Consider the following 21,704-nt stretch of genomic DNA (forward strand, 5'->3'; position numbering starts at 1 on the left):
AAGGGAGAAGCGCACAAAACTGTTCATGGCTAACTCCCGTCAAGGCACGGAAACTTTTGCTGTTGTCTTTATGGTCGCGGTAATTCATGTTGCAAAGGTACGCGTATGCGCGATATATAACAAATCTAAATTACATAAACTCTAATCTTCAGGCTGCAAGATTATTAATCTTACAAGCGGAAGATTATTAATCTTACACCAGACGAAGATAATAACACATACAGTTTAGTAATGCACGGCGAACGGAACGGATACAGCAGACAGGAACGATGACATCAGCTAAATGCACAAATCCATACCGCTCCATAATATGTATCGCCCCTGTTACATCTACTATGTTAAATGTTACATAAACTATCAGAAACCATACATCTTATGTTGTACGACATAATTCGTGCTAATCGGCATTTGGGATTTTTTGATAATACTATTATATTTGCGACATCATCTAAACAAATCTACTTATGAAAAAACGTTCCATCCTTTCCCTACTTGCCGGAGTCCTTTTATCTACAGCTCTGGCACAACCTACTCCACACTGGCAGCAACAAGGTTCTGCCAAACAACTGATTGTCGATAATTGTCCCTACCTTATTTTAGGAGGGGAACTGGGAAACTCGTCCGCATCTTCACCGTATGACATCGACCGCATCTTTCCCAAGCTGAAACGCACCGGGCTGAATACGGTACTGGTGCCTGCTTACTGGGATCTGATAGAGGCCGAAGAGGGGACATTCGATTTCTCTTTGGTAGACCACGCCATTACACAGGCACGGGCAAACGACTTGAGAATCGTCTTTCTCTGGTTCGGCGCATGGAAAAACTCTATGAGCTGCTATGCCCCGCTATGGTTCAAGCAAGACTACAAGAAGTATCCGCGCGTACGGACCCAGACGGGTAAGCCGCTGGAGATAGCCAGTCCTTTCTCGGACAATGTATTCCAGGCGGATAGCAAAGCTTTTAAAGCGTTCATGCGGCATCTTTCCGAAACCGACGGGGACAAACATACCGTCATCATGGTACAGGTAGAAAACGAAATCGGTATGCTGGAAAGCGCACGCGACTATTCGGAAGAAGCCAACCGCCTGTTCCAATCAGCCATCCCTGAAGAGTTGGCCGATTACCTGGTAAAGAACAAAAAGACGCTCCACCCGTGGCTGGCAGAAAAATGGCAAAAAGCGGGAGGAAAGACCGAAGGAAACTGGCAGAAGGTGTTCGGCACCGACCTGTATACCGATGAAATCTTTATGGCATGGCACTATGCCACGTATGTGGAACGTATGATTCAGTGCGGACGGGAAGCGTACAACTTGCCTATGTATGTCAATGCCGCCATGAATAGTCGCGGGCGCAAACCCGGTGAATATCCGTCGGCAGGACCGCTGGCTCATCTCATCGATATCTGGCATTGTGCCGCTCCGGGCATTGACCTGCTGGCTCCCGACCTCTACGACAAAGGGTTTACCGGCTGGACCGCACAATATAAGCTGCACAACAACCCGCTTTTTATACCTGAAATCCGTCTGGAGCCTAATGATGGTGTGCGTGCCTTTTATGTATTCGGCGAGCACGACGGCATCGGTTTCAGCCCGTTCTCCATAGAAGACGCGCCCGACCGTCCCAGTTACCAGTTGACCCAAAGCTACCTCAAGCTGAAAGAACTGATGCCTCTCATCACCCGTTACCAGGGGCAGGGAGCCATGAAAGGCTTACTTTTCGACCAAACCGAGAAAGAACGCACCCTTGCATGGGATAACACATTATTAATATGTAAGCACTTCTTTACCTTGCCGTGGGATTCACGTGCCACCGATGGAAGTGTATGGCCGGAAGGAGGAGGACTGGTCATCCGGATGGCTGAAGACGAATACCTGATAGCCGGAAGCGGCATCGTGGTCGAATTTAAAAGCAAAGAAGAAGCCGCTTTGAGCACGGCGCAAGCCAAGTTAGGCGAAGACGGATTCGTATTGGAAGGCGAGGGCCGTCAAGCGTCTGCCGTCCGGTGGAAGAATGAAAAACGCATCGGCATTGGTTCGGTAGACGAAGTCAGCGTAAACGAAGACGGGAGCCTGAACTTCATCCGGCGCTATAATGGCGATCAAGATCACCAGGGACGGCACGCACGCATCGGAGTGGACAACTTCCAAATCCTGCATGTGAAGCTATACGAATACCGGTAAAAAAAAACAGGGAATGATAAGGAATGACAACACAAGGCAGTTTCTTCAGAAGTATAATAGCACTAAAACTGTAGTTTCAGTGCATTAAAACTAAAGTTTCAGTATATTAAAACTGCCTGAGACTATTATTGGCTCCGGTTGGGCATCCGGTTGCATCGGTTTCCGTAGCCCCGAAACCAGGAAAGCCGGCCTGCAAGCATTACGCTACGCAGACCGGCTTTCGGCTTTTCTAACCTCTAAAGGAATTTACTCCTCTACCGGTTGGAAATCTTCTTTTCCTACTCCACAAACCGGGCAAACCCAATCTTCGGGCAGGTCTTCGAATGCTGTGCCCGGAGCGATGCCGTTATCGGGATCACCTTTAGCGGGATCGTATTCCCAATCACATACGGTGCAAATGTACTTTTTCATACGTCCAATTGTTTTAAGTTAGCTATAATGTTCTTTTATATGATGGAACAAATATAGGGAAGATTTGTTTATCACCGTTCTTTTAATAACATATTTTTTAATTCTTCCATTCCTTCCGAAGCTCCCTTGCGGATAACATGCACCTTCCTGCCCGAAACAATGGTGACTTCTTTCGGGTCGATAAGGTACACCGGTACACGAGACGGCACATAATTGAGCAGTCCGGCCGCAGGATACACATTGAGCGAAGTGCCGATAATGACGAATATATCGGCTTGCTCGGCGTATCCGATGGCGGTTTCTATCATCGGCACCGCCTCGCCGAACCACACGATGAACGGACGGAGCTGGGAGCCGTCGGCGGCCAGGTCGCCCATCTTCACTTCCCATTCTTCGGGCTTCAACTCTTTGATGTATGCCGGATTGTTCGGGTCCCGGCTCGATGTAACCTTGGTCAGTTCCCCATGCAGATGAATGACATGGTGGCTTCCTGCCCGTTCGTGCAAGTTGTCGACGTTCTGTGTAATGACCGTCACGTCGAAGTCCTTTTCCAATTCGGCTATCAGCTCATGCCCGCGGTTGGGCTTCACGCGTTGTAGTTCCTTACGCCGCGCGTTATAGAAATCTATTACCAACTTCGGGTTCGCCCGATAGCCTTCGGGTGTAGCCACTTGTTCTACGGGATACTGCTCCCACAACCCTCCAGAGTCGCGGAAAGTACTGATTCCGCTCTCGGCACTCATGCCTGCTCCTGTCAATATAACCAACTTTTTCATACGCAAGTTCCTCCTTCATACGATTAACCATACAAAAATAAGAAAATTTAATCGCTTACAGAAGCTCTTATTCAAATAAAAAAGATACCTTTGCGCCGACTAAAGAAAAACAATATCTTTTAACTCAAAGACTTTATGGATAAATTCAGTTACGCCATTGGCTTAGGCATAGGTCAGAACTTGTGGAGTATGGGCGCCCGCAGCATCGACGTAAACGATTTTGCACAAGCAGTAAAAGACGTATTAGAAGGCAACAAGACTGCCATTACGCATAACGAAGCACGCGAAATCGTCAATAAGTTCTTTACCGAACTGGAAGAAAAAGCCAATGCGGAAAACATAGCCAAGGGAAAAACTTTCTTGGAAGAAAACAAGAAGAAACCGAACATCGTGACCCTTCCCAGCGGCCTGCAATACGAAGTAATCAAGGAAGGCAATGGCAAAAAGCCAAAAGCCACCGACCGCGTACGGTGCCACTATGAAGGCACTTTGATAGACGGAACATTATTCGACAGTTCCATCAAGCGGGGCGAACCTGCCGTATTCGGCGTGAACCAAGTAATAAAAGGTTGGGTGGAAGCACTGCAACTGATGTCGGAAGGTGCAAAATGGAAACTCTACATCCCGTCCGACCTTGCTTACGGCGCACAAGGTGCAGGCGAGATGATTCCTCCGCACAGCACGCTCATCTTCGAAGTGGAGCTGATTGAAGTATTATAATTAACGGCACACAGGCGACAAAAGCAGACGTGCACAGTTTTAATTATTTATCTGTGTCCATCAGAAGAATGGAATATACGTTACCTGTGTGTGTTACGACAGTGCTTAAACTGCTGAACAAGAATTATCAACAACAAATATAAAAACATCAAGCAAATGAAAAAGACTCCTTTTTTAATGGCATTGGCTATCGCTGGAGGCATGGCATCGTGCGCACAAGGACCGAAAGCCAACATGAAAACCGAAGTGGACACCCTCTCATACATGATGGGTGTAAGCAACACACAAGGACTGCAAGACTATGCACTTGGCCGCATGGGGATTGATTCGGCCTATTATGATGATTTCATCCGCGGTATCGAACAAGGCATAAAGACAACGGAAGATAAAGAAAGAGCTTACCTGATGGGTATGCAAATCGGACAACAAGTCAGCGGTCAGATGTTCGATGCCATCAACGGCCAAATTTTTGAAGGTGACTCTGCACAAAGCCTGACGAAAGAAAACTTCCTTGCCGGATTCATCGCTGCAGTGAAAGAACAATCTCTCTTCTCTGCCGACTCTGCCAGCCTGTACGTACGTACTCGCGTAGATGCCATCAAAGAAAAGGCACTTGCCGAGAAATATGCCGACTACAAGAAACAGAACGAAGACTTCCTTGCCACCAACAAGACCAAGGAAGGTGTGAAAGTTACTCCGAGCGGCTTACAATATAAGGTTGTGAAAGAAGGTAACGGCAAAGTACCCGAAAAGACATCGAGAGTGAAAGTACACTACAAAGGCACGTTAATCGACGGTACAGAATTCGATTCGTCTTACAAACGCAAAGAACCGACCAGCTTCCGTGCAGACCAAGTCATCAAAGGATGGACCGAAGCGCTGACCATGATGCCGGTAGGTTCGAAGTGGATTCTCTACATCCCGCAAGAATTGGGCTATGGCTCACGCAACACGGGTAAAATCAAACCCTTCTCTACACTGATTTTTGAAGTAGAACTGGTTGACATTGAAGAGCCTGCTGCCAAGAAGAAATAAAGCAGCCCTCTGTTTTTCACCACAGATTACACCGATTTTTTCATTCATTATATAATCGGTGTAATCTGTGGCATTTTATTTCACTCAGTCTTCATCCCGATAAGCATGTGGTGTCTTTCCAGTCATCCGTCGGAAAAACTTGCAGAAGAACGAAGCATTGGGAAAATTCAAGTCATCAGCTATTTGATATACCAGTTTGTCGGTATGGCGCAGTTGTAATTTGGCTTCCTGTACCACCGCAGCATTGACCCAGTCCATCACCGTCCGCCCACTGACCTGCTTGATAAGCGTACTCAGGTAACGTGGACTCAAATACAGTTCATCGGCGTAAAAAGTGATGTTCCGCTCATGTACGGCATATCTGTTAACAAGTTTCAAGAACCGGTTGAATATTTCTTCCTGCCGGGTATGCTCCTGACGCGCCACCGCAGCATCGCGATGATAAAATACTTCTATCTGACGAAACAAAGCAGAAATGAGGCTTCGGACAGTGTCACGCGGAAAAGGTTCGTCGTGCAACACTTCCCAAATCAGGTCCAAAAACACTTCCAGCCGCTTTCGTTCCTTCTCATCCAAATCGACAGCAAAAAAAAGTCCACCTTGCAGATAAGCATGCAACAAAGGCTCTTTTTGCCAACCTTCCATAAAGTCATCAGTAAAGGCCAGCATGGTCACATCCATATTCGCAGGCATTTCCTCAAACTCAAGCACAGCTCCTGGCGAAGACACAATCAGCTGCCCGCCTGAAACCGTCACTTCACGTAAATTAATACGAGCCCGGATATATCCCGACTGGATATAAACAATCCGTCCTTCTGTCAGGCGATAGGGTCTTCCCGGTATCAGAATTGACTCCGCAATCTCGTCCATCCCCTCTACCGAACGCACAAAACCCAGTTCGGGAGTGATGAAACGACTCGCATTACACCGTGTAAAAGGAAAATCGTGTATCTGTTGCAAAGCAAGCAAAAAAAAGTCTTTCTGTTCCATATCCTAAATTTTAAGATAAACCAATGTTCTCTACCTCCTGCAAAGATAATAATTCACAGCAAAAACAGGAGATAGCCAGTACAAAATCAAACAAATAGAACATTTGAAACAAGTAATGGAACTTCTGAATCTGAACAGAACAATCTATATTTGCAAAAAGAACCTTAAAAAACGACATGCTTATGATACGAACCTGTTTATTGATGCTGGTGGGATGCTTCTGCCTTTCCTCTTTCGGACAGGTGACCCTGGACGAGTGCCGGGCTGCCGCGCAACAAAACTATCCGCTGGCAAGGCAATACGACCTGCTCCGCCTGTCAGAACAATACACACTTGACAATGCAACCCGCGGCAACCTGCCCCAAGTCAGCCTCAGTGGAAAAGTATCCTACCAAAGCGAAGCCACCACTTTCCCGTTCGACATCCCCGGCATCGGCATGAAGGGATTGCCCAAAGACCAATATCAAATACAGTTGGAAGTAACACAAAACATCTGGGACGGAGGCAACATCCGAGCCAGAAAGGAACAAGTCAAAACCGAAACCGAAGAAAGCAGGAGGCAATTGAACGTCACGATGTACGCCCTGAATGAACAGGTAAACCAAGTATTCTTCGGCATCCTGCTGATAGACGAACAACTGGAACAGAACCGCCTGCTTGAAGAAGACCTGCAACGCAACCTGAAAAACATACGTGCTTATCGTGACAACGGCATAGCCAACGATGCCGATGTAGATGCCGTGCAGGTGGAAATCCTCAACACCCGTCAGCAACGGACACAGCTCACCGCCAACCGCACCGCCTACCTGCGCATGCTTTCGCTGCTCACCGGCAAGCCTTTGGACGAACAAACCCAGCTGATACGCCCTGTCTCCCCCGATGACAAGACTGCTTTCCGTATCGCCCGGCCGGAGCTGGACCTGTATAATGCACAAGTACAAAGCCTCGAAGTGGAACGTCACAACCTGCAAGCAGGCTATATGCCCCGCATCGGACTCTTCGCACAAGGCGCATACGGCAATCCTGGACTGGACTTTCTGAAAGACCAATTCCGGGCATATTACATCGTAGGAGCACGTCTCACGTGGAACTTCGGTAACTTGTATACCCTGAAAAACGACAAACGGAAGCTGGATACCCGCCGCTTGCAGATAGAAAGCAACCGCGACCTGTTCCTCTTCAATACCCGACTGCAACTGGCTGAACAAGACGGCATCCTGCTTGCACTCCAGAAACAGATGAAAGACGATGACGAAATCATCCGCTTGCGCAGCAACATCCGGCAATCTGCTGAAGCCAAAGTAGCCAACGGCACGCTAAGCGTGACTGAAATGTTACGCGAAGTAACCGCTGAAAGCCTTGCCCGACAAGCCAAAGCGTTACACGAAATCCAACTGCTGATGCACCAATACCAGCAACAGCACCTTACCAACAACCAACCGACCATAAACCCATAACCTCAAACGTATGAAAACTTATTCTTTATTTTTTGCCTCACTGACAAGCATACTGCTGGCATCCTGCCATCCGGACATCGACTTCGATGCGACAGGCACCTTTGAAGCCACTGAGATTATCGTGTCTGCCGAAAGCAACGGCAAACTGTTCCGTCTGGATGCAGAAGAAGGTGTCCGGCTGAAACAAGGAGAAGAAGTAGGGCTGACCGATACTGTCCAGCTCTATCTGAAAAAACTGCAACTTCAGGCAAATATGAAGTCGGTAGACAACCAGCGGCCCGACATCCGCAAACAGATAGCTGCCCTGCAAGAACAACTTGCCACAGCACAACGCGAACGGGCACGCGTAGAGAACCTGTTAAAAGCAAATGCAGCCAACCGCAAGCAACTGGACGACTGGGAATCGCAGATAGCCGTATTGGAAAGCCAACTCGAAGCCCAACGCTCTACCTTATATAATAGTACAGCCAGTTTGAACGAACAGAGTTCTTCAGTCGCCATCCAAATGGCGCAGATAGAAGACCAACTGCAGAAATGTCACATTGTGGCTCCTATCAACGGTACCGTCCTTGCCAAATATGCCGAACCAGGCGAACTGGCATCGGTAGGAAAGCCACTGTTCAAAATTGCCGATACCGAACACATCTTCCTGCGCGCTTACATCACATCTACACAACTTGCATCGGTCCGTATTGGAATGGAAGCAAAAGTATATGCCGATTTCGGCGACGACAACCTGAAAACTTATGCCGGTATCGTGAGCTGGATAGCCGACGAGGCAGAGTTCACCCCCAAAACTATCCTGACCGATGATGAACGTGCCAATCAGGTATATGCCGTAAAGATAGCTGTCCGCAATGACGGTATCATCAAACTGGGCATGTATGGCAAAGTAAAATTCCAAACCGATGAAAGTGATTGAAGTCAAAGGCATCAGCAAATACTACGGAAAGACAAAAGCCCTCCACGAAGTGTCTTTTGAGATAGGACAAGGTGAACTGTTCGGACTGATTGGTCCCGACGGTTCAGGGAAAAGCACGTTATTCCGCATTCTGACTACCCTTCTGAATGCGGATACAGGCACAGCATCGGTGATGGGTTACGATGTACGAAAAGAATATAAAGAGATACGGAAACGTATAGGATATATGCCTGGACGTTTCTCCTTGTATCAAGACCTGACGGTAGAAGAAAACCTGAATTTCTTCGCCACCGTTTTCCAGACTACCGTAAAAGCCCATTACGGACAAATAAAAGACATTTACGAACAAATAGCCCCCTTCGCCAACCGACGGGCAGGAGCCCTTTCGGGAGGAATGAAACAAAAACTCGCTCTCTGCTGTGCATTGGTGCATTCACCGGAAATACTTTTCCTGGACGAACCGACAACAGGAGTCGACCCCGTATCACGTAAAGAATTCTGGCAGATACTGGCTAAGCTCCGTACGCAAGGGATGACCATCGTGGTCTCGACTCCCTTTATGGACGAAGCCAGACGTTGTAACCGGATTGCCTTTTTACAAGAAGGAAATGTACGGGGCATCGATACCCCAGCAGTCATTCTCGACCGTTTCCGCAACATCTTATGCCCGCCCGGCCTGCAACGCGATATAGATAATACCGAAACCAGAACCATCATCCGCGTCAACGGACTGGTAAAACAGTTCGGCAATTTTACGGCAGTCGACCACATCTCGTTCGAAGTGAAAAGCGGAGAGATATTCGGCTTCCTAGGAGCCAACGGAGCCGGCAAGACCACTGCCATGCGCATCCTTTGCGGACTGAGCCTGCCTACCGGAGGAAATGCTGAAGTTATGGGCTTCGACGTATACACGCAGAGCGAAGAAATCAAACGGCGCATCGGATATATGAGCCAGAAATTCTCACTCTACGAAGACTTGAACGTATGGGAAAACGTGCGTCTCTTTGCCGGAATCTACGGTGTACCCGACAAGGAAATACCGCCTCGCGCCGAGGAGATGCTTCACCGCATTGGACTGTATGAAAGTCGCCACACCTTGGTACGCGAGCTTCCCTTGGGTTGGAAACAACGACTGGCATTCTCTGTAGCTATTTTCCATCGCCCCCAGCTGGTATTCCTTGACGAACCTACCGGAGGCGTAGACCCTGCCACTCGCCGCCAGTTCTGGGAACTAATTTACCAGGCTGCACACCAAGGCATCACGGTATTCGTCACCACACACTATATGGACGAAGCAGAATATTGCGACCGCATCTCGATGATGGTAGACGGACGCATCCGAGCACTCGACACACCGGCAAAATTAAAAGAGATGTTCAATGCCAAGGATATGGATGAAGTGTTCCGACTCCTGGCACGCGAAGCGAAACGAAACGGGAACTGACAGCTCATCATAGAGGAACCGAAGCACACAGAGACTTTAATTTTTCCTCTATGGTAAAAAAAGAAACATACGACTATGAAACAATTTATCGCCTTTATCCGGAAAGAGTTCTGTCACATCCTGCGCGACCGGCGCACGATGCTGATACTGATAGGAATGCCCATCGTACAGATTATCCTTTTCGGCTTTGCTATCTCTACCGAAGTACGCAATGTAGAGACCGCCGTACTGATGCCTTCTAGCGATGCAGAAGTGCAACGTATAGTCGAGCGGCTGGATGCCAGCGAATACTTCCATGTAAAATACATCGTACATTCGCCCGATGAAATAGACCGGTTGTTTAAACGGAACCGGATAGAACTGGCAGTAGTTTTCCCTTCCGACCTGAATCGCTTGCGTATGGATGCAGAAGATATCCAGCTAATAGCCGATGCCACGGATCCCAACCTTGCCGTCACACGGAGCACGTATGCCAATGGAATCCTGCATACCGCCCTAAATGCCATCAAACGGACCGGAACAAAAGCAGATGCTTCCCCCAGCCTCATCGTATCGGGCAAGCTGCTCTATAATCCACAAATGAAAAGTGCCTACAACTTCGTACCAGGCGTAATGGGGCTTATCCTGATGCTGATATGTGCGATGATGACCTCCATTTCCATTGTACGCGAAAAAGAAACCGGAACGATGGAAGTCTTGCTTGTCTCTCCCGTCAATCCGTTGTTTGTCATCCTCTCGAAAGCAGTACCCTATTTCGTCTTGTCCCTTATCAACCTGACCACCATTCTGCTGCTCTCGGTATTTGTACTCCAGGTTCCCATTGCAGGCAATCTGTTCAGCCTGCTGAGTGTATCCCTGCTGTTCATCTTCGTCTCGCTGGCATTAGGATTGCTCGTGTCGTGCCTTGTCCGGACACAGGTAGCAGCCATGCTTGTATCAGGCATGGTGATGCTGATTCCCACCATCATCCTGTCGGGCATCATCTTTCCCATCGAAAGTATGCCGGGTATTCTGCAAGCCCTCTCCTGTCTCATTCCGGCACGCTGGTACGTCGACCTGGTACGAAAACTCATGATAGAAGGTGTACCACTTGCCTACGTCTGGCACGAAGTAACCGTCCTGCTGGTAATGGCCATCGCCCTGATAGGCATCACTGCCCGCAAATTCAAGAACCGTTTAGAATGAAAGCCTATGACACTACGCTACCTGATAGAAAAAGAGTTCAAGCAACTGGCACGCAACAGTTTCCTGCCACGTCTCATTCTGCTTTTCCCATGCATGATGATGCTGATTATACCATGGGCTGCCACCCTGGAAATAGAAGACCTGCGCATTGTGATTATCGACAACGACCATAGCCCTTCTTCCGAACGTCTGGTACACCGAATCGAAGCATCGCCTTATTTTAAGCTGACCGGACTGCCCGACACGTATCGTGACGGACTGGAAGCCATCGAGAAAGACCGTGCCGACATGCTGTTGGAAATACCTCGTGGTTTTGAAAAAGAACAAGTGAACGGCAGACCTGCCTCAGCACTGGTTGCCGTCAATGCCGTCAACGGGACTAAAGGTGGATTGGGCAGTTCGTATTTAAACCAGATTCTTGCACCTGCCGGAAACACTTCCATACGCTACCTGTTCAATCCACACCTTGAATACAAGAATTACATGGTTCCGGCACTGATGACCATGTTGCTCGTACTGCTCTGCGGATTTCTTCCGGCACTGAACGTTGTAGGCGAAAAAGAAGCCGGTACCATCGAGCAAATCAATGTCACTCCCGTAAGCCGATTCACTTTCATACTCAGTAAGTTATTACCCTATTGGCTTATCGGATTCATCGTTCTCAACCTTTGTATGCTGTTGGCATGGCTGGTATACGGACTTACTCCTTCGGGGAATATCTTTTGCATCTACATTGCCACCATCGTATTTACCTTCGTGGTGTCTGGTTTAGGACTGGTCATTTCCAATTATTCAGCCACCATGCAACAAGCCATGTTTGTCATGTGGTTCTGTATGCTGATATTCATTCTGATGAGCGGATTGTTTACCCCCATCAGCAGCATGCCCCAGTGGGCACAATGCATCACCTACGCCAATCCATTGCGTTATTTTATGGAAATCATGCGCATGGTGTACCTGAAAGGAAGCAGTCTCACCGATATTCTGCCGCAGCTGGGTACACTTGCCATTTTTGCCACTGTGCTTTATCTGTGGGCCATTGTAAGTTATAAAAAGCAACAATAACCCCGAAATCAGAAACACAGAGCGGAAACAAACGCAAAAGAATCCTGATAGAATATTAATATGAATGTCCTTTAGCCGACAAGGAGTCCTCATTTTATTGGAAGATTTAAGACAGGCTCTTAACCTGAACAAAATTAAACAAGCCCTAAGAAGCTGTTTTTGAATTTCTCCAAAAAGTTTTTCTTGGCTTGATGTATCCGTTTTCGTGTGTGCTTTGGGCGATTTTTTGGTCCTTTTCGCCCCTGTTCTTCGTCAGATAGCCCGCTATCTTCCTCATCACACAAGCGAAAATGCCTCAAAAACTCATCCCAAATCATCGCACGATAAATTCAAAACAGCTTCTAAATTGAAAAAATTAACACTCTGCCGGCAACAAGCAATGGTTTTATTCGTATCTTTGAAAATGATGAACCTTTAAAAGCAAACAGATATGAACTCAAATCCAGTTTTTAGTTTGTACGTACCCACCAAGATATTGTTCGGGTGCGGTGAAATAAAGAAATTAGCTACCGAAACACTTCCCGGCAGAAAAGCCATGATAGTCATATCCGGCGGAACGTCCATGAAAAAATATGGATACCTGGATAAAGTATTGGGATACCTTACTGAAAACGATGTCAGTGCCATTGTATACGATAAGATTCTTCCTAATCCCATCAAGACACATGTTATGGAAGCCGCAGCCATCTGCCGCGAGCAGAAATGCGACTTTATCATCGGGTTGGGAGGAGGAAGCAGCATCGACTCTGCAAAAGCCATCGCCGTCATGGCATGCAATGATGGTGATTACTGGAACTACGTAAACGGAGGTACGGGCAAAGGGCGTCCGGTCACAAAAGCACTTCCCATTGTAGCCATACCGACCACAGCCGGAACCGGTACGGAAGCCGATCCATGGACAGTGATTACCAACGAAGAGAAACAGGAAAAAATCGGATTCGGATGCCCACTTACCTTTCCTGTACTCTCCATTGTCGACCCGACGCTGATGGTTACCATACCTCCCCATCTCACGGCATATCAGGGCTTCGATGCCTTCTTCCATGCAGCAGAAGGCTTCCTTGCCAATTGTGCTACTCCTATAAGCGACCTGTACGCACTGGAAGCTATCCGCCTGCTCTATAAATACCTGCCGGTAGCCGTCAATGACGGACGCGACATCAAAGCACGCGCCAAAGTAGCATGGGCCAGCACACTGGCCGGGCTGGTAGAAGCTACATCTTGTTGCATTTCCGAACATTCTATGGAACATGCCATGAGTGCCTATTATCCCGAACTGCCTCATGGAGCCGGACTGATTGCCATCAGTACAGCCTACTTCGAAACTTTCCGCAACGACTGCATGAAACGTTTTATGAAAATGGCAGATGTCATGACCCAACAAAAGAGCAACCGTCCGAGCGATTTCATTGATGCACTGGTACGCATGCAACGCGAATGTCACGTAGACAACATCAAATTGAGCGACTGGGGTATCAAAGAAGAAGACTTTCCCAAGATGGTACAAAATGCACGAGATACCATGGGCAGCCTCTTTACCCTCGATCCTCGTCCGCTGACCGACGATGAAGTACTGAATATCTATAAACAATCGTACAAATAAGTGGTTTAAGGAGTTAAGAGCCTGATAGGATATTGCTTCTTAACTCCTTCACTTTTTTAACTTCCTACATAAATCCGACAAATCTTACCGATTTATTACGCGCTTTACCAGGAAAATCGTAACTTTGCGACATAAATTCATGATACAAGCGTATGAAAGATACGAAAGAACAATTTGAGCACGTCATCACCACCTGTCGGGATTTGTTCGCCAAAAAGCTGCACGATTACGGAGCCGCATGGCGCATTATGCGTTCTTCTTCAGTAACCGACCAGCTGTTTATCAAGGCGAACCGTATCCGAAGCATCGAAATCAAAGGTGTCAATCTGGTAAACGAGGGCATACGCCCCGAATTTATGGCAATAGTCAACTATGGTATCATCGGACTGATCCAACTGGAACTGGGCTATGCAGAAAAGGAAGATATCACCGAAGCACAAGCCTTGGAACTATACGACAAATATGCCAAAGATGCCATGGAACTGATGCTGAGAAAGAATCACGATTATGACGAAGCGTGGCGCAGCATGCGCATTACGTCGTACACCGACTTGATTTTGATGAAGCTGTACCGCACCAAGCAGATTGAAGCATTGAGTGGGAACACATTGGTTTCGGAAGGCGTAGACGCCAACTACATGGATATGATTAATTATGCAGTATTCGCTTTAATCAAACTGGAATTTGGAGAATAAATGCTTACATAGAGCCCTTGTCGTCGGAGTAAACGTTTGCCGTTTCCTGCTGGCAGCCGTATTCATCTTCTCCGGATTCGTGAAAGCGAACGACCCTTTCGGCACCGCCTATAAGATACAAGATTATCTGGAAGCGTGGGGCCTGCTTCAGGTTGTTCCACAGTTCGTCCCATACGTAGGTTCCATGGCAATGGGGGCATTCGAGTTTACATTGGGTGTCTATCTGCTGTTTGGCATCCACCGCAAAGCGACCTCCACATTGCTCCTGCTGGTCATGGCATTCATGACTCCACTCACCCTATGGCTTGCCATTGACAATCCGATAGCAGATTGCGGCTGTTTCGGCGATGCTATTATCCTGACCAACTGGGAAACCTTTGGCAAGAACATCGTGCTGTTACTTGCCGCCATCACTGTATTCCGTTATCGGAAAACCTACATCAGGAAACTGGTCACCGAAAAGGTAGACTGGCTGATAGCCCTCTACACCGTGGTGTTCATCATCGTATTCTCCATCTACTGTGTCCGCGAACTGCCCGTATTCGATTTCCGTCCTTATCACATCGGCATGAACATCCGCCAAGGAATGGAAATCCCCGAAGGGGTGAAACTCACAACTTACGAGACAACATTCATCTATGCTAAAGACGGGAAAGAGCAAGAATTTACCATCGACAATTTTCCCTCCGACTCGACATGGACATTCGTCGAAGCCCAAACGCGGGTAAAAGAGAAAGGCTACGAACCGCCTACTCACGATTTTCACCTCACCTCACAAGAGGACGGCACCGACCTGACCGAAGAAATCCTGAACGATGACAATTACACGTTCTTACTTATCTCGCCCAACCTGCGGCACGCCGATGAGAGCGGGATGGATTTATTCAACGAAGTGTACGACTACTGTTCAGAATATGGATACAGCTTCTTGTGTGTCACCGCTTCATCCGACGAAGACATCGCGATGTGGCAAGACAATACCGGTGCTGAATATCCTTTTGCCATCATGGACGAAATTACCCTGAAAACCATTATCCGCTCCAATCCGGGCCTGTTGCTTCTGAAGGACGGAACCATTCTGAACAAGTGGAGCGTAAACAACATCCCCGACGAATATCAGTTGAATGCACCTTTAGACCAACTTCCCATCGGCCGGTTGGAACCTCCCAACACATGGCATAAAATCATATTGGTGTTCGGCTGGTTCTTCGGTCCACTCATCTTCCTGACCCTATGCGATTTAGGCTGGCTGGAATGGAGCAAGAAGAAAAAGAAGAAAGAGTCAAGAAGTTAAGAAGTTAAGTCAATACATACGAATCAGGCCACTGGCTTAACTTCTTAACCCCTTAACGACAAAATAGTATATTAACCCTTTTAAAACTTAAAACAAAATGAGAAAAAACATTGTAGCAGGAAACTGGAAAATGAACAAGAACCTGCAAGAAGGTATTGCTTTGGCAAAAGAACTGAATGAAGTGTTGACCGCAGACAAACCGAACTGCGACGTTATCATCTGTACTCCGTTTATCCACCTGGCTTCTGTTACTCCGATTGTCGATAAAAACATCATCGGCGTAGGTGCAGAAAACTGCGCAGACAAAGTTTCAGGTGCCTATACTGGCGAAGTTTCGGCAGAAATGGTAGCTTCTACAGGTGCCCAATACGTTATCCTGGGTCACTCTGAACGTCGTGCTTATTATCACGAAACCGTTGAAATCCTGACAGAAAAGGTGAAATTGGCACTTGCCAACAACCTGAAACCTATTTTCTGCATCGGTGAAGTGTTGGAAGAACGCGAAGCAAACAAGCAAAACGAAGTGGTAGAAGCTCAATTGGCTTCTGTATTCTCACTCTCAGCAGAAGACTTCGGCAAGGTTATCCTGGCATACGAACCGGTTTGGGCTATCGGTACCGGTAAAACCGCTACTCCCGAACAAGCAGAAGAAATCCATGCACACATCCGTTCGCTGGTAGCTGCCAAGTACGGTCAGAAAGTAGCAGAAAACACTTCTATCCTGTACGGAGGAAGCTGCAAGCCGTCGAATGCCAAAGAACTGTTCGCTAAACCCGATGTAGACGGCGGATTGATTGGTGGTGCTGCTTTGAAAGCTGCCGACTTCAAAGGCATCATCGATGCGTTCAAATAATTCTTTATAGTTGACTAGGAACCAGGTACTGGTTGACTAGGTTTTAGATAGATTTAGTAAAACTATTTAGAACGTAGTTCCCCCGTACCTGATTGTCTAGTCCCTAAAACACACACATCATGAAATACTTACTATCCCTCTTTTTACTCTTGTGGGTTTCGGCAATGCATGCCCAGCGCACCATTGTGGAAAGCCTGGAGACACACCGTGCAGGCGAAGGAGTAGTAACGGTACATGCAGAATCCTACATCACTTCGCTAATAGGTACACGTTATGCCGCTTCAGCCCCGAAAACATTGAAGGCAAGAGGTTTCCGCGTACAGGTATATGCCGGAAACAATTCGCGCGTAGCACGCAACGAAGCAAATCGGATAGCCGGGAAGATAAAAGAAACATTTCCGGAAATGCCGGTATATACGTATTTCCAACCTCCACGCTGGCTGTGCCGTGTAGGAGATTTCAAGAGCATAGAAGAGGCACACGTAGCCATGCGCCAACTAAGAGCAAGCGGCGAATTCAAAGAAGTAGCGATTGTACGTGAACAAATTAACATTCCCATTGAATAATGATTGATACAAACTTGTTGAAGTTCCCGGAAGAGAAAGTACAGAAACTGATGGCACACTACAAAGAAATACTTTCCCTGCTGGGTGAAGACCCTGAACGGGAAGGACTGGTGAAAACCCCTGAAAGAGTAGCCAAAGCCATGCTGACGCTTACACGGGGATATGAGGTAGACCCGAAAGAAATTTTGTTAGGTGCCAAGTTCAAGGAGGCATACAGCCAGATGGTAGTGGTGAAAGACATCGATTTCTTCTCCATGTGTGAACATCACATGCTTCCCTTCTACGGGAAAGCCCACGTAGCTTATATCCCCAACGGATACATCACGGGACTGAGCAAGATAGCCCGCGTAGTAGATGTATTCTCGCACCGCCTCCAGGTACAGGAGCGCATGACCCTGCAAATCAAAGAATGCATTCAGGAAACGCTGCACCCATTAGGCGTAATGGTAGTAATAGAAGCCAAACACATGTGCATGCAAATGAGAGGAGTAGAAAAACAAAACGCCATCACAACCACCTCCGATTTCACTGGAGCGTTCAACCAGGCAAAGACACGCGAGGAATTCATGAATCTTATCCGAAGAGAAAGATAGTTGACAAGGTACCAGTTGACAAGGTGACAAGGCTTTAGATAGTCTTGAGTATGCTGGACCTCGCCCCTTGTCAACGGGTCGCCTCGTTCCCTAAAATAAAAACAGACTATGACTCAACAAACAGGCATCCGCAAAGGACTGGTCAAACTCGTTATACCCATTTTTATCGAAACTTTGCTCATCATGATGCTGGGAGCAGTAGATACCATCATGCTGAGCCAATACTCCGATGAGAGCGTGGCTGCCGTAGGCGTGGTCAACCAGATTGTGACCTTTGCCTTTCTGGTATTCGAGGTCATCAACATCGGCACATCGGTACTCTGCTCGCAGTACTTGGGAGCTAAATTAGAAAAAAACATGATACAGGTAGTGGGGGTAGCCTTATTGCTCAATTTGGTAGTAGGACTGGCAGTCAGTGCCATCCTGCATTTTGGTGCCACTACACTGTTGGGCTGGATGGGACTACGCCCCGAGTTGTTACAATATGGTATCGGCTATATGGAGATTGTGGGAGCATTCGCTTTCTTCCAGGCCATCTCGCTCACCATTTCCGCCTCGTTACGCAGTGCCAACAAAGCCATTTACCCGATGCTGGTTACCGTACTGGTCAACATCATGAACATCATCGGCAATTATTCGCTGATTTTCGGCAAGTGGGGCATGCCGGCACTGGGAGCCGAAGGTGCTGCCATCTCTACCGCTTTCGCCCGTGGCGTAAGCATGGTTGTATTGTTTGTCATCCTCTTCCGCAAACACATCCCCAAGTTCCCCCTTGCCTATTTCCGCCCTTTCCCATGGATAGAGCTGAAAAACCTGTTGAAAATCGGGCTTCCTTCTGCCGGCGAAAACATCTCGTACAGTTTCTCGCAAGTGGTCATCACCTACCTTATTAATATATTAGGCAACAATGCCCTTGCCACCCGTACCTATACGGTCAACATCGTGATGTTTGTCTACCTCTTTGCCATCGCCATGGCGCAAGGAGGTGCCATCACCATCGGACACCTGGTAGGACAGAAAAAGGTCCGTGCCGCCTACCTTTTGGGCAAGTACGTAATGCGGCTTTCCATTCTGGTGTCGCTCATACTCTCGTGCATCTGGGCAGCTTCGGGGCACTTCATCTTCAGCCTCCTGACCGACAACCAGGAAATCATCCGGCTGGGTGTCACCGTGATGATTATCGATGTGATTGTGGAAATCGGACGTGCCGTGAACATCTATGCCACCAATGCCCTCCGTTCTGCGGGCGATGTCAACTTCCCCTTCTATGTAGGGCTGGTGGTGCAGTGGAGCGTGTCGGTAGGCGTCAGCTACCTGCTCGGCATCCATTGGGGCTGGGGACTGATAGGCATGTGGTGCGCCTTCCTGCTCGACGAGAATATCCGTGCCATTATCTTCGTCCGCCGCTGGAACAGCATGAAATGGGCAAAGAAAGGATTCGTTTAGTGAGTTTTTGAGTTCTTAAGTTTTTGAGTTCTTAAGTTTTTGAGTTCTTAAGTTTTTGAGTTCTTAAGTTTTTGAGTTTGTATGTTTCAACTTAAAAGTTTCAACTCAAAAACACTCATAAACTTAAAAACTTACAAACTTAAAAACTTACAAACTCAAAAACTTACAAACTCAAAAACTTACAAACTTAAAAACTTACAAACTTACAAACTTAAAAACTTACAAACTCAAAAACTTACAAACTCAAAAACTTACAAACTCAAAAACTTACAAACTCAAAAACTTACAAACTGTTTTGAATTTATCGTGCGATGATTGGGGATGTTTTTTTGCAGAGAAGGTGTATCAAAATGAAAGTTGATTCCAATTTCGGCACACCCTCCTATAGGCAATTAAGAAAAATGCAGATATAATCTGTGTAATCTGTGGTGAAAAATAGAATAATCATCCTTCAGATAGGGAAGGCATTCTTATCGTTGTAAAATTATGAGCCGATTCCATCATTTTTATTACTTTTGCACCGTTAAAAGACAGAACCGCCTATGTTAAGAAGAATCATCCTGCCGTTGCTTTGCCTGATGTTGCTTCTCCCTGCCTGTAAGGAAGAACCGAAAATCCCAGCCGAATTGAAAGCAATCAACGAAGCTATCGAAAGCGACAAACCGGGAATATACTATATGTTGCAAGACTACAAGCCTAAGGTACAAAGGCAACCCGAAGCTGTGCGGATGTATTACGACTTCCTTACTATTAAATATGAAGACCAGATTAGTTTCCGCCATCCTTCCGATAGCTTGATAAAAGGCATCGTGCACTACTACGAGGAGAAGAACGAGCGCCGGATGTTGCCCGAAGTGTATTACCTTGCCGGGCGGGTATATGCCAGTTTTGGCGATGCCCTCCGGGGACTGGACTATTACCAGCAGGCTTTGGACGCATCTGCTGCGCAAGGCAATGAAAAGCTGATGCAACGCATCTATTTCCAGATGGGGCACATCTTCTTGCATCAAGACGTGTACGATGAGGCACTGAATGCCCAGCGGAAAGCCCTTGGCCACAAACACCTGGCGGTGGACAGCGTGTCGGAAGTGTTTATCCTGAAAGACTTAGGAGCCACTTATGCGGCGCAAGGAAAAACCGACAGTGCCTTCCTTTACTACCAGGAAGCCTTGCGGAAAGCCGAAACCGCCTGCAATGCCTCCGTCCGCTTCTATGTGAAAGAAGACATGGCTGCACTCCATCTCCGCCTGGGCGAATACGACAAGGCATGGCACCTGCTCGATGCACCTCCTGCCGATATGGATGCCAGCGTGCAGGCAACGCTCTACCGCTTGAAAGCTCAGCTTTTTCACCGGACCGGACAACCTGACTCTGCCCTCTACTATTGCCGTCTTTTGACCCGTGAGGGCAGCTCGGTGTACGACTGGCAGGCAGCAAGTCTGGAAATGGCAGGCATCTTTACCGGACAAGGACGTTTTCAGGATGCCGTCAACCAATACCGCCAATACGTCATCTATACCGACTCGGTGCAAAAACTTATCCGTACCGCTGCCATCAGCAAGGCACAATCGACCTACAACTATCGGTTACGCGAGCGGGAGAACAACCAGCTGAAACTGAAAAACGCCGAGCAGCACACCCTGATACTGGTCTACCTGCTTGCTGGTGTGCTCATCGTAGGAGGTGGTACTATTTACCTGCTCTACCTGCGCACCAGCCGGCAGAAGCAAAACGAACGTATCAAAGAACTGGAGCGCCAACAGGAAGAACAATACACCCGAAGCCGTGCCTACATTGAACAGAACAATGCCATCATCCGCCAACTGGAGACCCGACTGGCTTCTACCTCGGCAGATAACACGCAGATGCGCGAACGCCTGCAGACCCAACAAGAACAGTTGCGCCAACGCAACATCCGTGCCGAAGCCGAAATGCGCCAACAGGAACTGGCACTGCATACGTTCCGCCAATCGGATATTTACATCCGTTTCCATCAGGCAGCAGACTTCAGCGAGCTATCGGAAACCGACTGGCAGGAACTGCAACGCACCATCGATGAAACCTTCAACCGTTTCACCGCACGCCTCTACGCACTCTCTCCCCTCAGCGAACGCGAACTTCGCATTTGCCTGCTGGTAAAGGCCGAAATCCAGCCTACCGGCATCGCCCAACTAACTGGTCGTGTAAAGTCCACCATCACATCCGCCCGCAAGAACCTATTCGAAAAGCTATGCGGCAAGAAAGGCTCGGCAGAAGACTTCGACCGCTTTATCCGGGCTTTCTGAAAGCATCCGCCAACTGCCCGGTTTTTCCACTACAGATAACACGGATTATACCATGCGCGGTATGAAATTGTGCCTTTTGTGGATGGGGCAATAAAAAATGTGATAATGTGACAATGTGATAATGTGACAATGTGAAAATAAATTAGCACATTGTTCTATTATTTATTGGCACATTAAAAGCCCG

At 47.7% G+C, this 21,704-nt stretch carries 20 protein-coding genes; 16 read left to right on the plus strand and 4 right to left on the minus strand.

Going from position 1 to position 21,704, the window contains the following annotated elements; genetic code table 11:
• The first annotated feature begins 464 nt into the window (after positions 1–464).
• Positions 465–2,180: a GH35 family beta-galactosidase gene (locus H9625_RS05305; protein WP_191763309.1), complete on the plus strand. Its 1,716-nt coding sequence runs from the start codon at positions 465–467 to the stop codon at positions 2,178–2,180.
• Between the two features lie 246 nt (positions 2,181–2,426).
• Here H9625_RS05305 and rd read toward each other — a convergent pair whose 3' ends face one another.
• Both rd and H9625_RS05315 read right to left on the minus strand, forming a co-directional pair.
• A complete protein-coding gene (gene rd / locus H9625_RS05310; RefSeq protein WP_022038835.1) occupies positions 2,427–2,591 on the minus strand; it encodes a rubredoxin in 165 nt (54 codons plus the stop codon).
• Positions 2,592–2,662: 71 nt separating this feature from the next.
• Complete coding sequence (locus H9625_RS05315) at positions 2,663–3,367, minus strand: SIR2 family NAD-dependent protein deacylase (protein WP_022038836.1); 705 nt, start codon at positions 3,365–3,367, stop codon at positions 2,663–2,665.
• A 135-nt stretch (positions 3,368–3,502) separates the two neighbouring features.
• Between H9625_RS05315 and H9625_RS05320 the strand changes: the two genes are divergently transcribed.
• Positions 3,503–4,087 (plus strand): FKBP-type peptidyl-prolyl cis-trans isomerase, encoded by a 585-nt coding sequence (locus tag H9625_RS05320; RefSeq protein WP_022038837.1) that lies wholly within the window; start codon positions 3,503–3,505, stop codon positions 4,085–4,087.
• A gap of 156 nt (positions 4,088–4,243) precedes the next feature.
• Positions 4,244–5,122 (plus strand): FKBP-type peptidyl-prolyl cis-trans isomerase, encoded by an 879-nt coding sequence (locus tag H9625_RS05325; protein ID WP_022038838.1) that lies wholly within the window; start codon positions 4,244–4,246, stop codon positions 5,120–5,122.
• An 84-nt stretch (positions 5,123–5,206) separates the two neighbouring features.
• Here the strand turns inward: H9625_RS05325 and H9625_RS05330 are convergent, their stop codons facing one another.
• Complete coding sequence (locus H9625_RS05330) at positions 5,207–6,112, minus strand: helix-turn-helix transcriptional regulator (protein WP_022038839.1); 906 nt, start codon at positions 6,110–6,112, stop codon at positions 5,207–5,209.
• A gap of 182 nt (positions 6,113–6,294) precedes the next feature.
• On the opposite strand from H9625_RS05330, the gene H9625_RS05335 reads away from it, so the two are divergent.
• The 5 genes from H9625_RS05335 (at position 6,295) to H9625_RS05355 (ending at position 12,185) form a co-directional block, all read left to right on the plus strand.
• Positions 6,295–7,569, plus strand: coding sequence for a TolC family protein (locus H9625_RS05335; RefSeq protein ID WP_022038840.1), 1,275 nt, complete (start codon positions 6,295–6,297; stop codon positions 7,567–7,569).
• Positions 7,570–7,579: 10 nt separating this feature from the next.
• Positions 7,580–8,491, plus strand: coding sequence for an HlyD family secretion protein (locus H9625_RS05340; RefSeq protein WP_022038841.1), 912 nt, complete (start codon positions 7,580–7,582; stop codon positions 8,489–8,491).
• Positions 8,478–9,935: an ATP-binding cassette domain-containing protein gene (locus H9625_RS05345; RefSeq protein WP_191763310.1), complete on the plus strand. Its 1,458-nt coding sequence runs from the start codon at positions 8,478–8,480 to the stop codon at positions 9,933–9,935. The genes H9625_RS05340 and H9625_RS05345 overlap by 14 nt, the downstream gene beginning before the upstream one ends.
• A 75-nt stretch (positions 9,936–10,010) precedes the next feature.
• The gene (locus H9625_RS05350; RefSeq protein ID WP_087406757.1) at positions 10,011–11,120 is read left to right on the plus strand and encodes an ABC transporter permease; all 1,110 of its coding nucleotides are present in this window, start codon (positions 10,011–10,013) and stop codon (positions 11,118–11,120) included.
• Between the two features lie 6 nt (positions 11,121–11,126).
• A complete protein-coding gene (locus tag H9625_RS05355) occupies positions 11,127–12,185 on the plus strand; it encodes an ABC transporter permease (protein WP_022038844.1) in 1,059 nt (352 codons plus the stop codon).
• A gap of 134 nt (positions 12,186–12,319) precedes the next feature.
• Here H9625_RS05355 and H9625_RS05360 read toward each other — a convergent pair whose 3' ends face one another.
• Positions 12,320–12,502, minus strand: coding sequence for a hypothetical protein (locus H9625_RS05360; RefSeq protein ID WP_191763312.1), 183 nt, complete (start codon positions 12,500–12,502; stop codon positions 12,320–12,322).
• Between the two features lie 113 nt (positions 12,503–12,615).
• Between H9625_RS05360 and H9625_RS05365 the strand changes: the two genes are divergently transcribed.
• The 8 genes from H9625_RS05365 to H9625_RS05400 all read left to right on the plus strand — a co-directional run bounded on the left by H9625_RS05365 (position 12,616) and on the right by H9625_RS05400 (position 21,520).
• Entirely contained in the window at positions 12,616–13,788 is a 1,173-nt protein-coding gene (locus H9625_RS05365) for an iron-containing alcohol dehydrogenase (RefSeq protein ID WP_022038845.1), read from the plus strand.
• A 152-nt stretch (positions 13,789–13,940) separates the two neighbouring features.
• Complete coding sequence (locus tag H9625_RS05370) at positions 13,941–14,483, plus strand: DUF1599 domain-containing protein (RefSeq protein ID WP_191763314.1); 543 nt, start codon at positions 13,941–13,943, stop codon at positions 14,481–14,483.
• On the plus strand, positions 14,473–15,777 hold the full coding sequence (locus tag H9625_RS05375; RefSeq protein ID WP_022038847.1) for a BT_3928 family protein: 1,305 nt from the start codon (positions 14,473–14,475) through the stop codon (positions 15,775–15,777). The genes H9625_RS05370 and H9625_RS05375 overlap by 11 nt, the downstream gene beginning before the upstream one ends.
• Before the next feature lie 97 nt (positions 15,778–15,874).
• Complete coding sequence (tpiA, locus tag H9625_RS05380) at positions 15,875–16,630, plus strand: triose-phosphate isomerase (protein ID WP_191763316.1); 756 nt, start codon at positions 15,875–15,877, stop codon at positions 16,628–16,630.
• Positions 16,631–16,749: 119 nt separating this feature from the next.
• Positions 16,750–17,196: an SPOR domain-containing protein gene (locus tag H9625_RS05385; protein WP_022038849.1), complete on the plus strand. Its 447-nt coding sequence runs from the start codon at positions 16,750–16,752 to the stop codon at positions 17,194–17,196.
• Positions 17,196–17,789, plus strand: coding sequence for a GTP cyclohydrolase I FolE (folE, locus tag H9625_RS05390; protein ID WP_022038850.1), 594 nt, complete (start codon positions 17,196–17,198; stop codon positions 17,787–17,789). Before H9625_RS05385 ends, folE begins: the two co-directional genes overlap by 1 nt.
• Before the next feature lie 108 nt (positions 17,790–17,897).
• Positions 17,898–19,235, plus strand: coding sequence for an MATE family efflux transporter (locus H9625_RS05395; protein WP_022038851.1), 1,338 nt, complete (start codon positions 17,898–17,900; stop codon positions 19,233–19,235).
• Between the two features lie 542 nt (positions 19,236–19,777).
• Entirely contained in the window at positions 19,778–21,520 is a 1,743-nt protein-coding gene (locus H9625_RS05400) for a tetratricopeptide repeat protein (RefSeq protein WP_191763318.1), read from the plus strand.
• Positions 21,521–21,704: the final 184 nt, after the last annotated feature.

This window comes from Phocaeicola intestinalis (assembly GCF_014837065.1).
In the GTDB taxonomy this organism is placed as follows: Bacteria; Bacteroidota; Bacteroidia; order Bacteroidales; family Bacteroidaceae; genus Phocaeicola; species Phocaeicola intestinalis.

Excerpts from the sequence above, each read along its gene's own strand:
- H9625_RS05305 (WP_191763309.1), top strand. The coding sequence starts at position 465 with ATGAAAAAACGTTCCATCCTTTCCCTACTTGCCGGAGTCCTTTTATCT.
- rd (WP_022038835.1), bottom strand. The coding sequence starts at position 2,591 with ATGAAAAAGTACATTTGCACCGTATGTGATTGGGAATACGATCCCGCT.
- H9625_RS05315 (WP_022038836.1), bottom strand. The coding sequence starts at position 3,367 with ATGAAAAAGTTGGTTATATTGACAGGAGCAGGCATGAGTGCCGAGAGC.
- H9625_RS05320 (WP_022038837.1), top strand. The coding sequence starts at position 3,503 with ATGGATAAATTCAGTTACGCCATTGGCTTAGGCATAGGTCAGAACTTG.
- H9625_RS05325 (WP_022038838.1), top strand. The coding sequence starts at position 4,244 with ATGAAAAAGACTCCTTTTTTAATGGCATTGGCTATCGCTGGAGGCATG.
- H9625_RS05330 (WP_022038839.1), bottom strand. The coding sequence starts at position 6,112 with ATGGAACAGAAAGACTTTTTTTTGCTTGCTTTGCAACAGATACACGAT.
- H9625_RS05335 (WP_022038840.1), top strand. The coding sequence starts at position 6,295 with ATGATACGAACCTGTTTATTGATGCTGGTGGGATGCTTCTGCCTTTCC.
- H9625_RS05340 (WP_022038841.1), top strand. The coding sequence starts at position 7,580 with ATGAAAACTTATTCTTTATTTTTTGCCTCACTGACAAGCATACTGCTG.
- H9625_RS05345 (WP_191763310.1), top strand. The coding sequence starts at position 8,478 with ATGAAAGTGATTGAAGTCAAAGGCATCAGCAAATACTACGGAAAGACA.
- H9625_RS05350 (WP_087406757.1), top strand. The coding sequence starts at position 10,011 with ATGAAACAATTTATCGCCTTTATCCGGAAAGAGTTCTGTCACATCCTG.
- H9625_RS05355 (WP_022038844.1), top strand. The coding sequence starts at position 11,127 with ATGACACTACGCTACCTGATAGAAAAAGAGTTCAAGCAACTGGCACGC.
- H9625_RS05360 (WP_191763312.1), bottom strand. The coding sequence starts at position 12,502 with ATGATTTGGGATGAGTTTTTGAGGCATTTTCGCTTGTGTGATGAGGAA.
- H9625_RS05365 (WP_022038845.1), top strand. The coding sequence starts at position 12,616 with ATGAACTCAAATCCAGTTTTTAGTTTGTACGTACCCACCAAGATATTG.
- H9625_RS05370 (WP_191763314.1), top strand. The coding sequence starts at position 13,941 with ATGAAAGATACGAAAGAACAATTTGAGCACGTCATCACCACCTGTCGG.
- tpiA (WP_191763316.1), top strand. The coding sequence starts at position 15,875 with ATGAGAAAAAACATTGTAGCAGGAAACTGGAAAATGAACAAGAACCTG.
- H9625_RS05385 (WP_022038849.1), top strand. The coding sequence starts at position 16,750 with ATGAAATACTTACTATCCCTCTTTTTACTCTTGTGGGTTTCGGCAATG.
- folE (WP_022038850.1), top strand. The coding sequence starts at position 17,196 with ATGATTGATACAAACTTGTTGAAGTTCCCGGAAGAGAAAGTACAGAAA.
- H9625_RS05395 (WP_022038851.1), top strand. The coding sequence starts at position 17,898 with ATGACTCAACAAACAGGCATCCGCAAAGGACTGGTCAAACTCGTTATA.
- H9625_RS05400 (WP_191763318.1), top strand. The coding sequence starts at position 19,778 with ATGTTAAGAAGAATCATCCTGCCGTTGCTTTGCCTGATGTTGCTTCTC.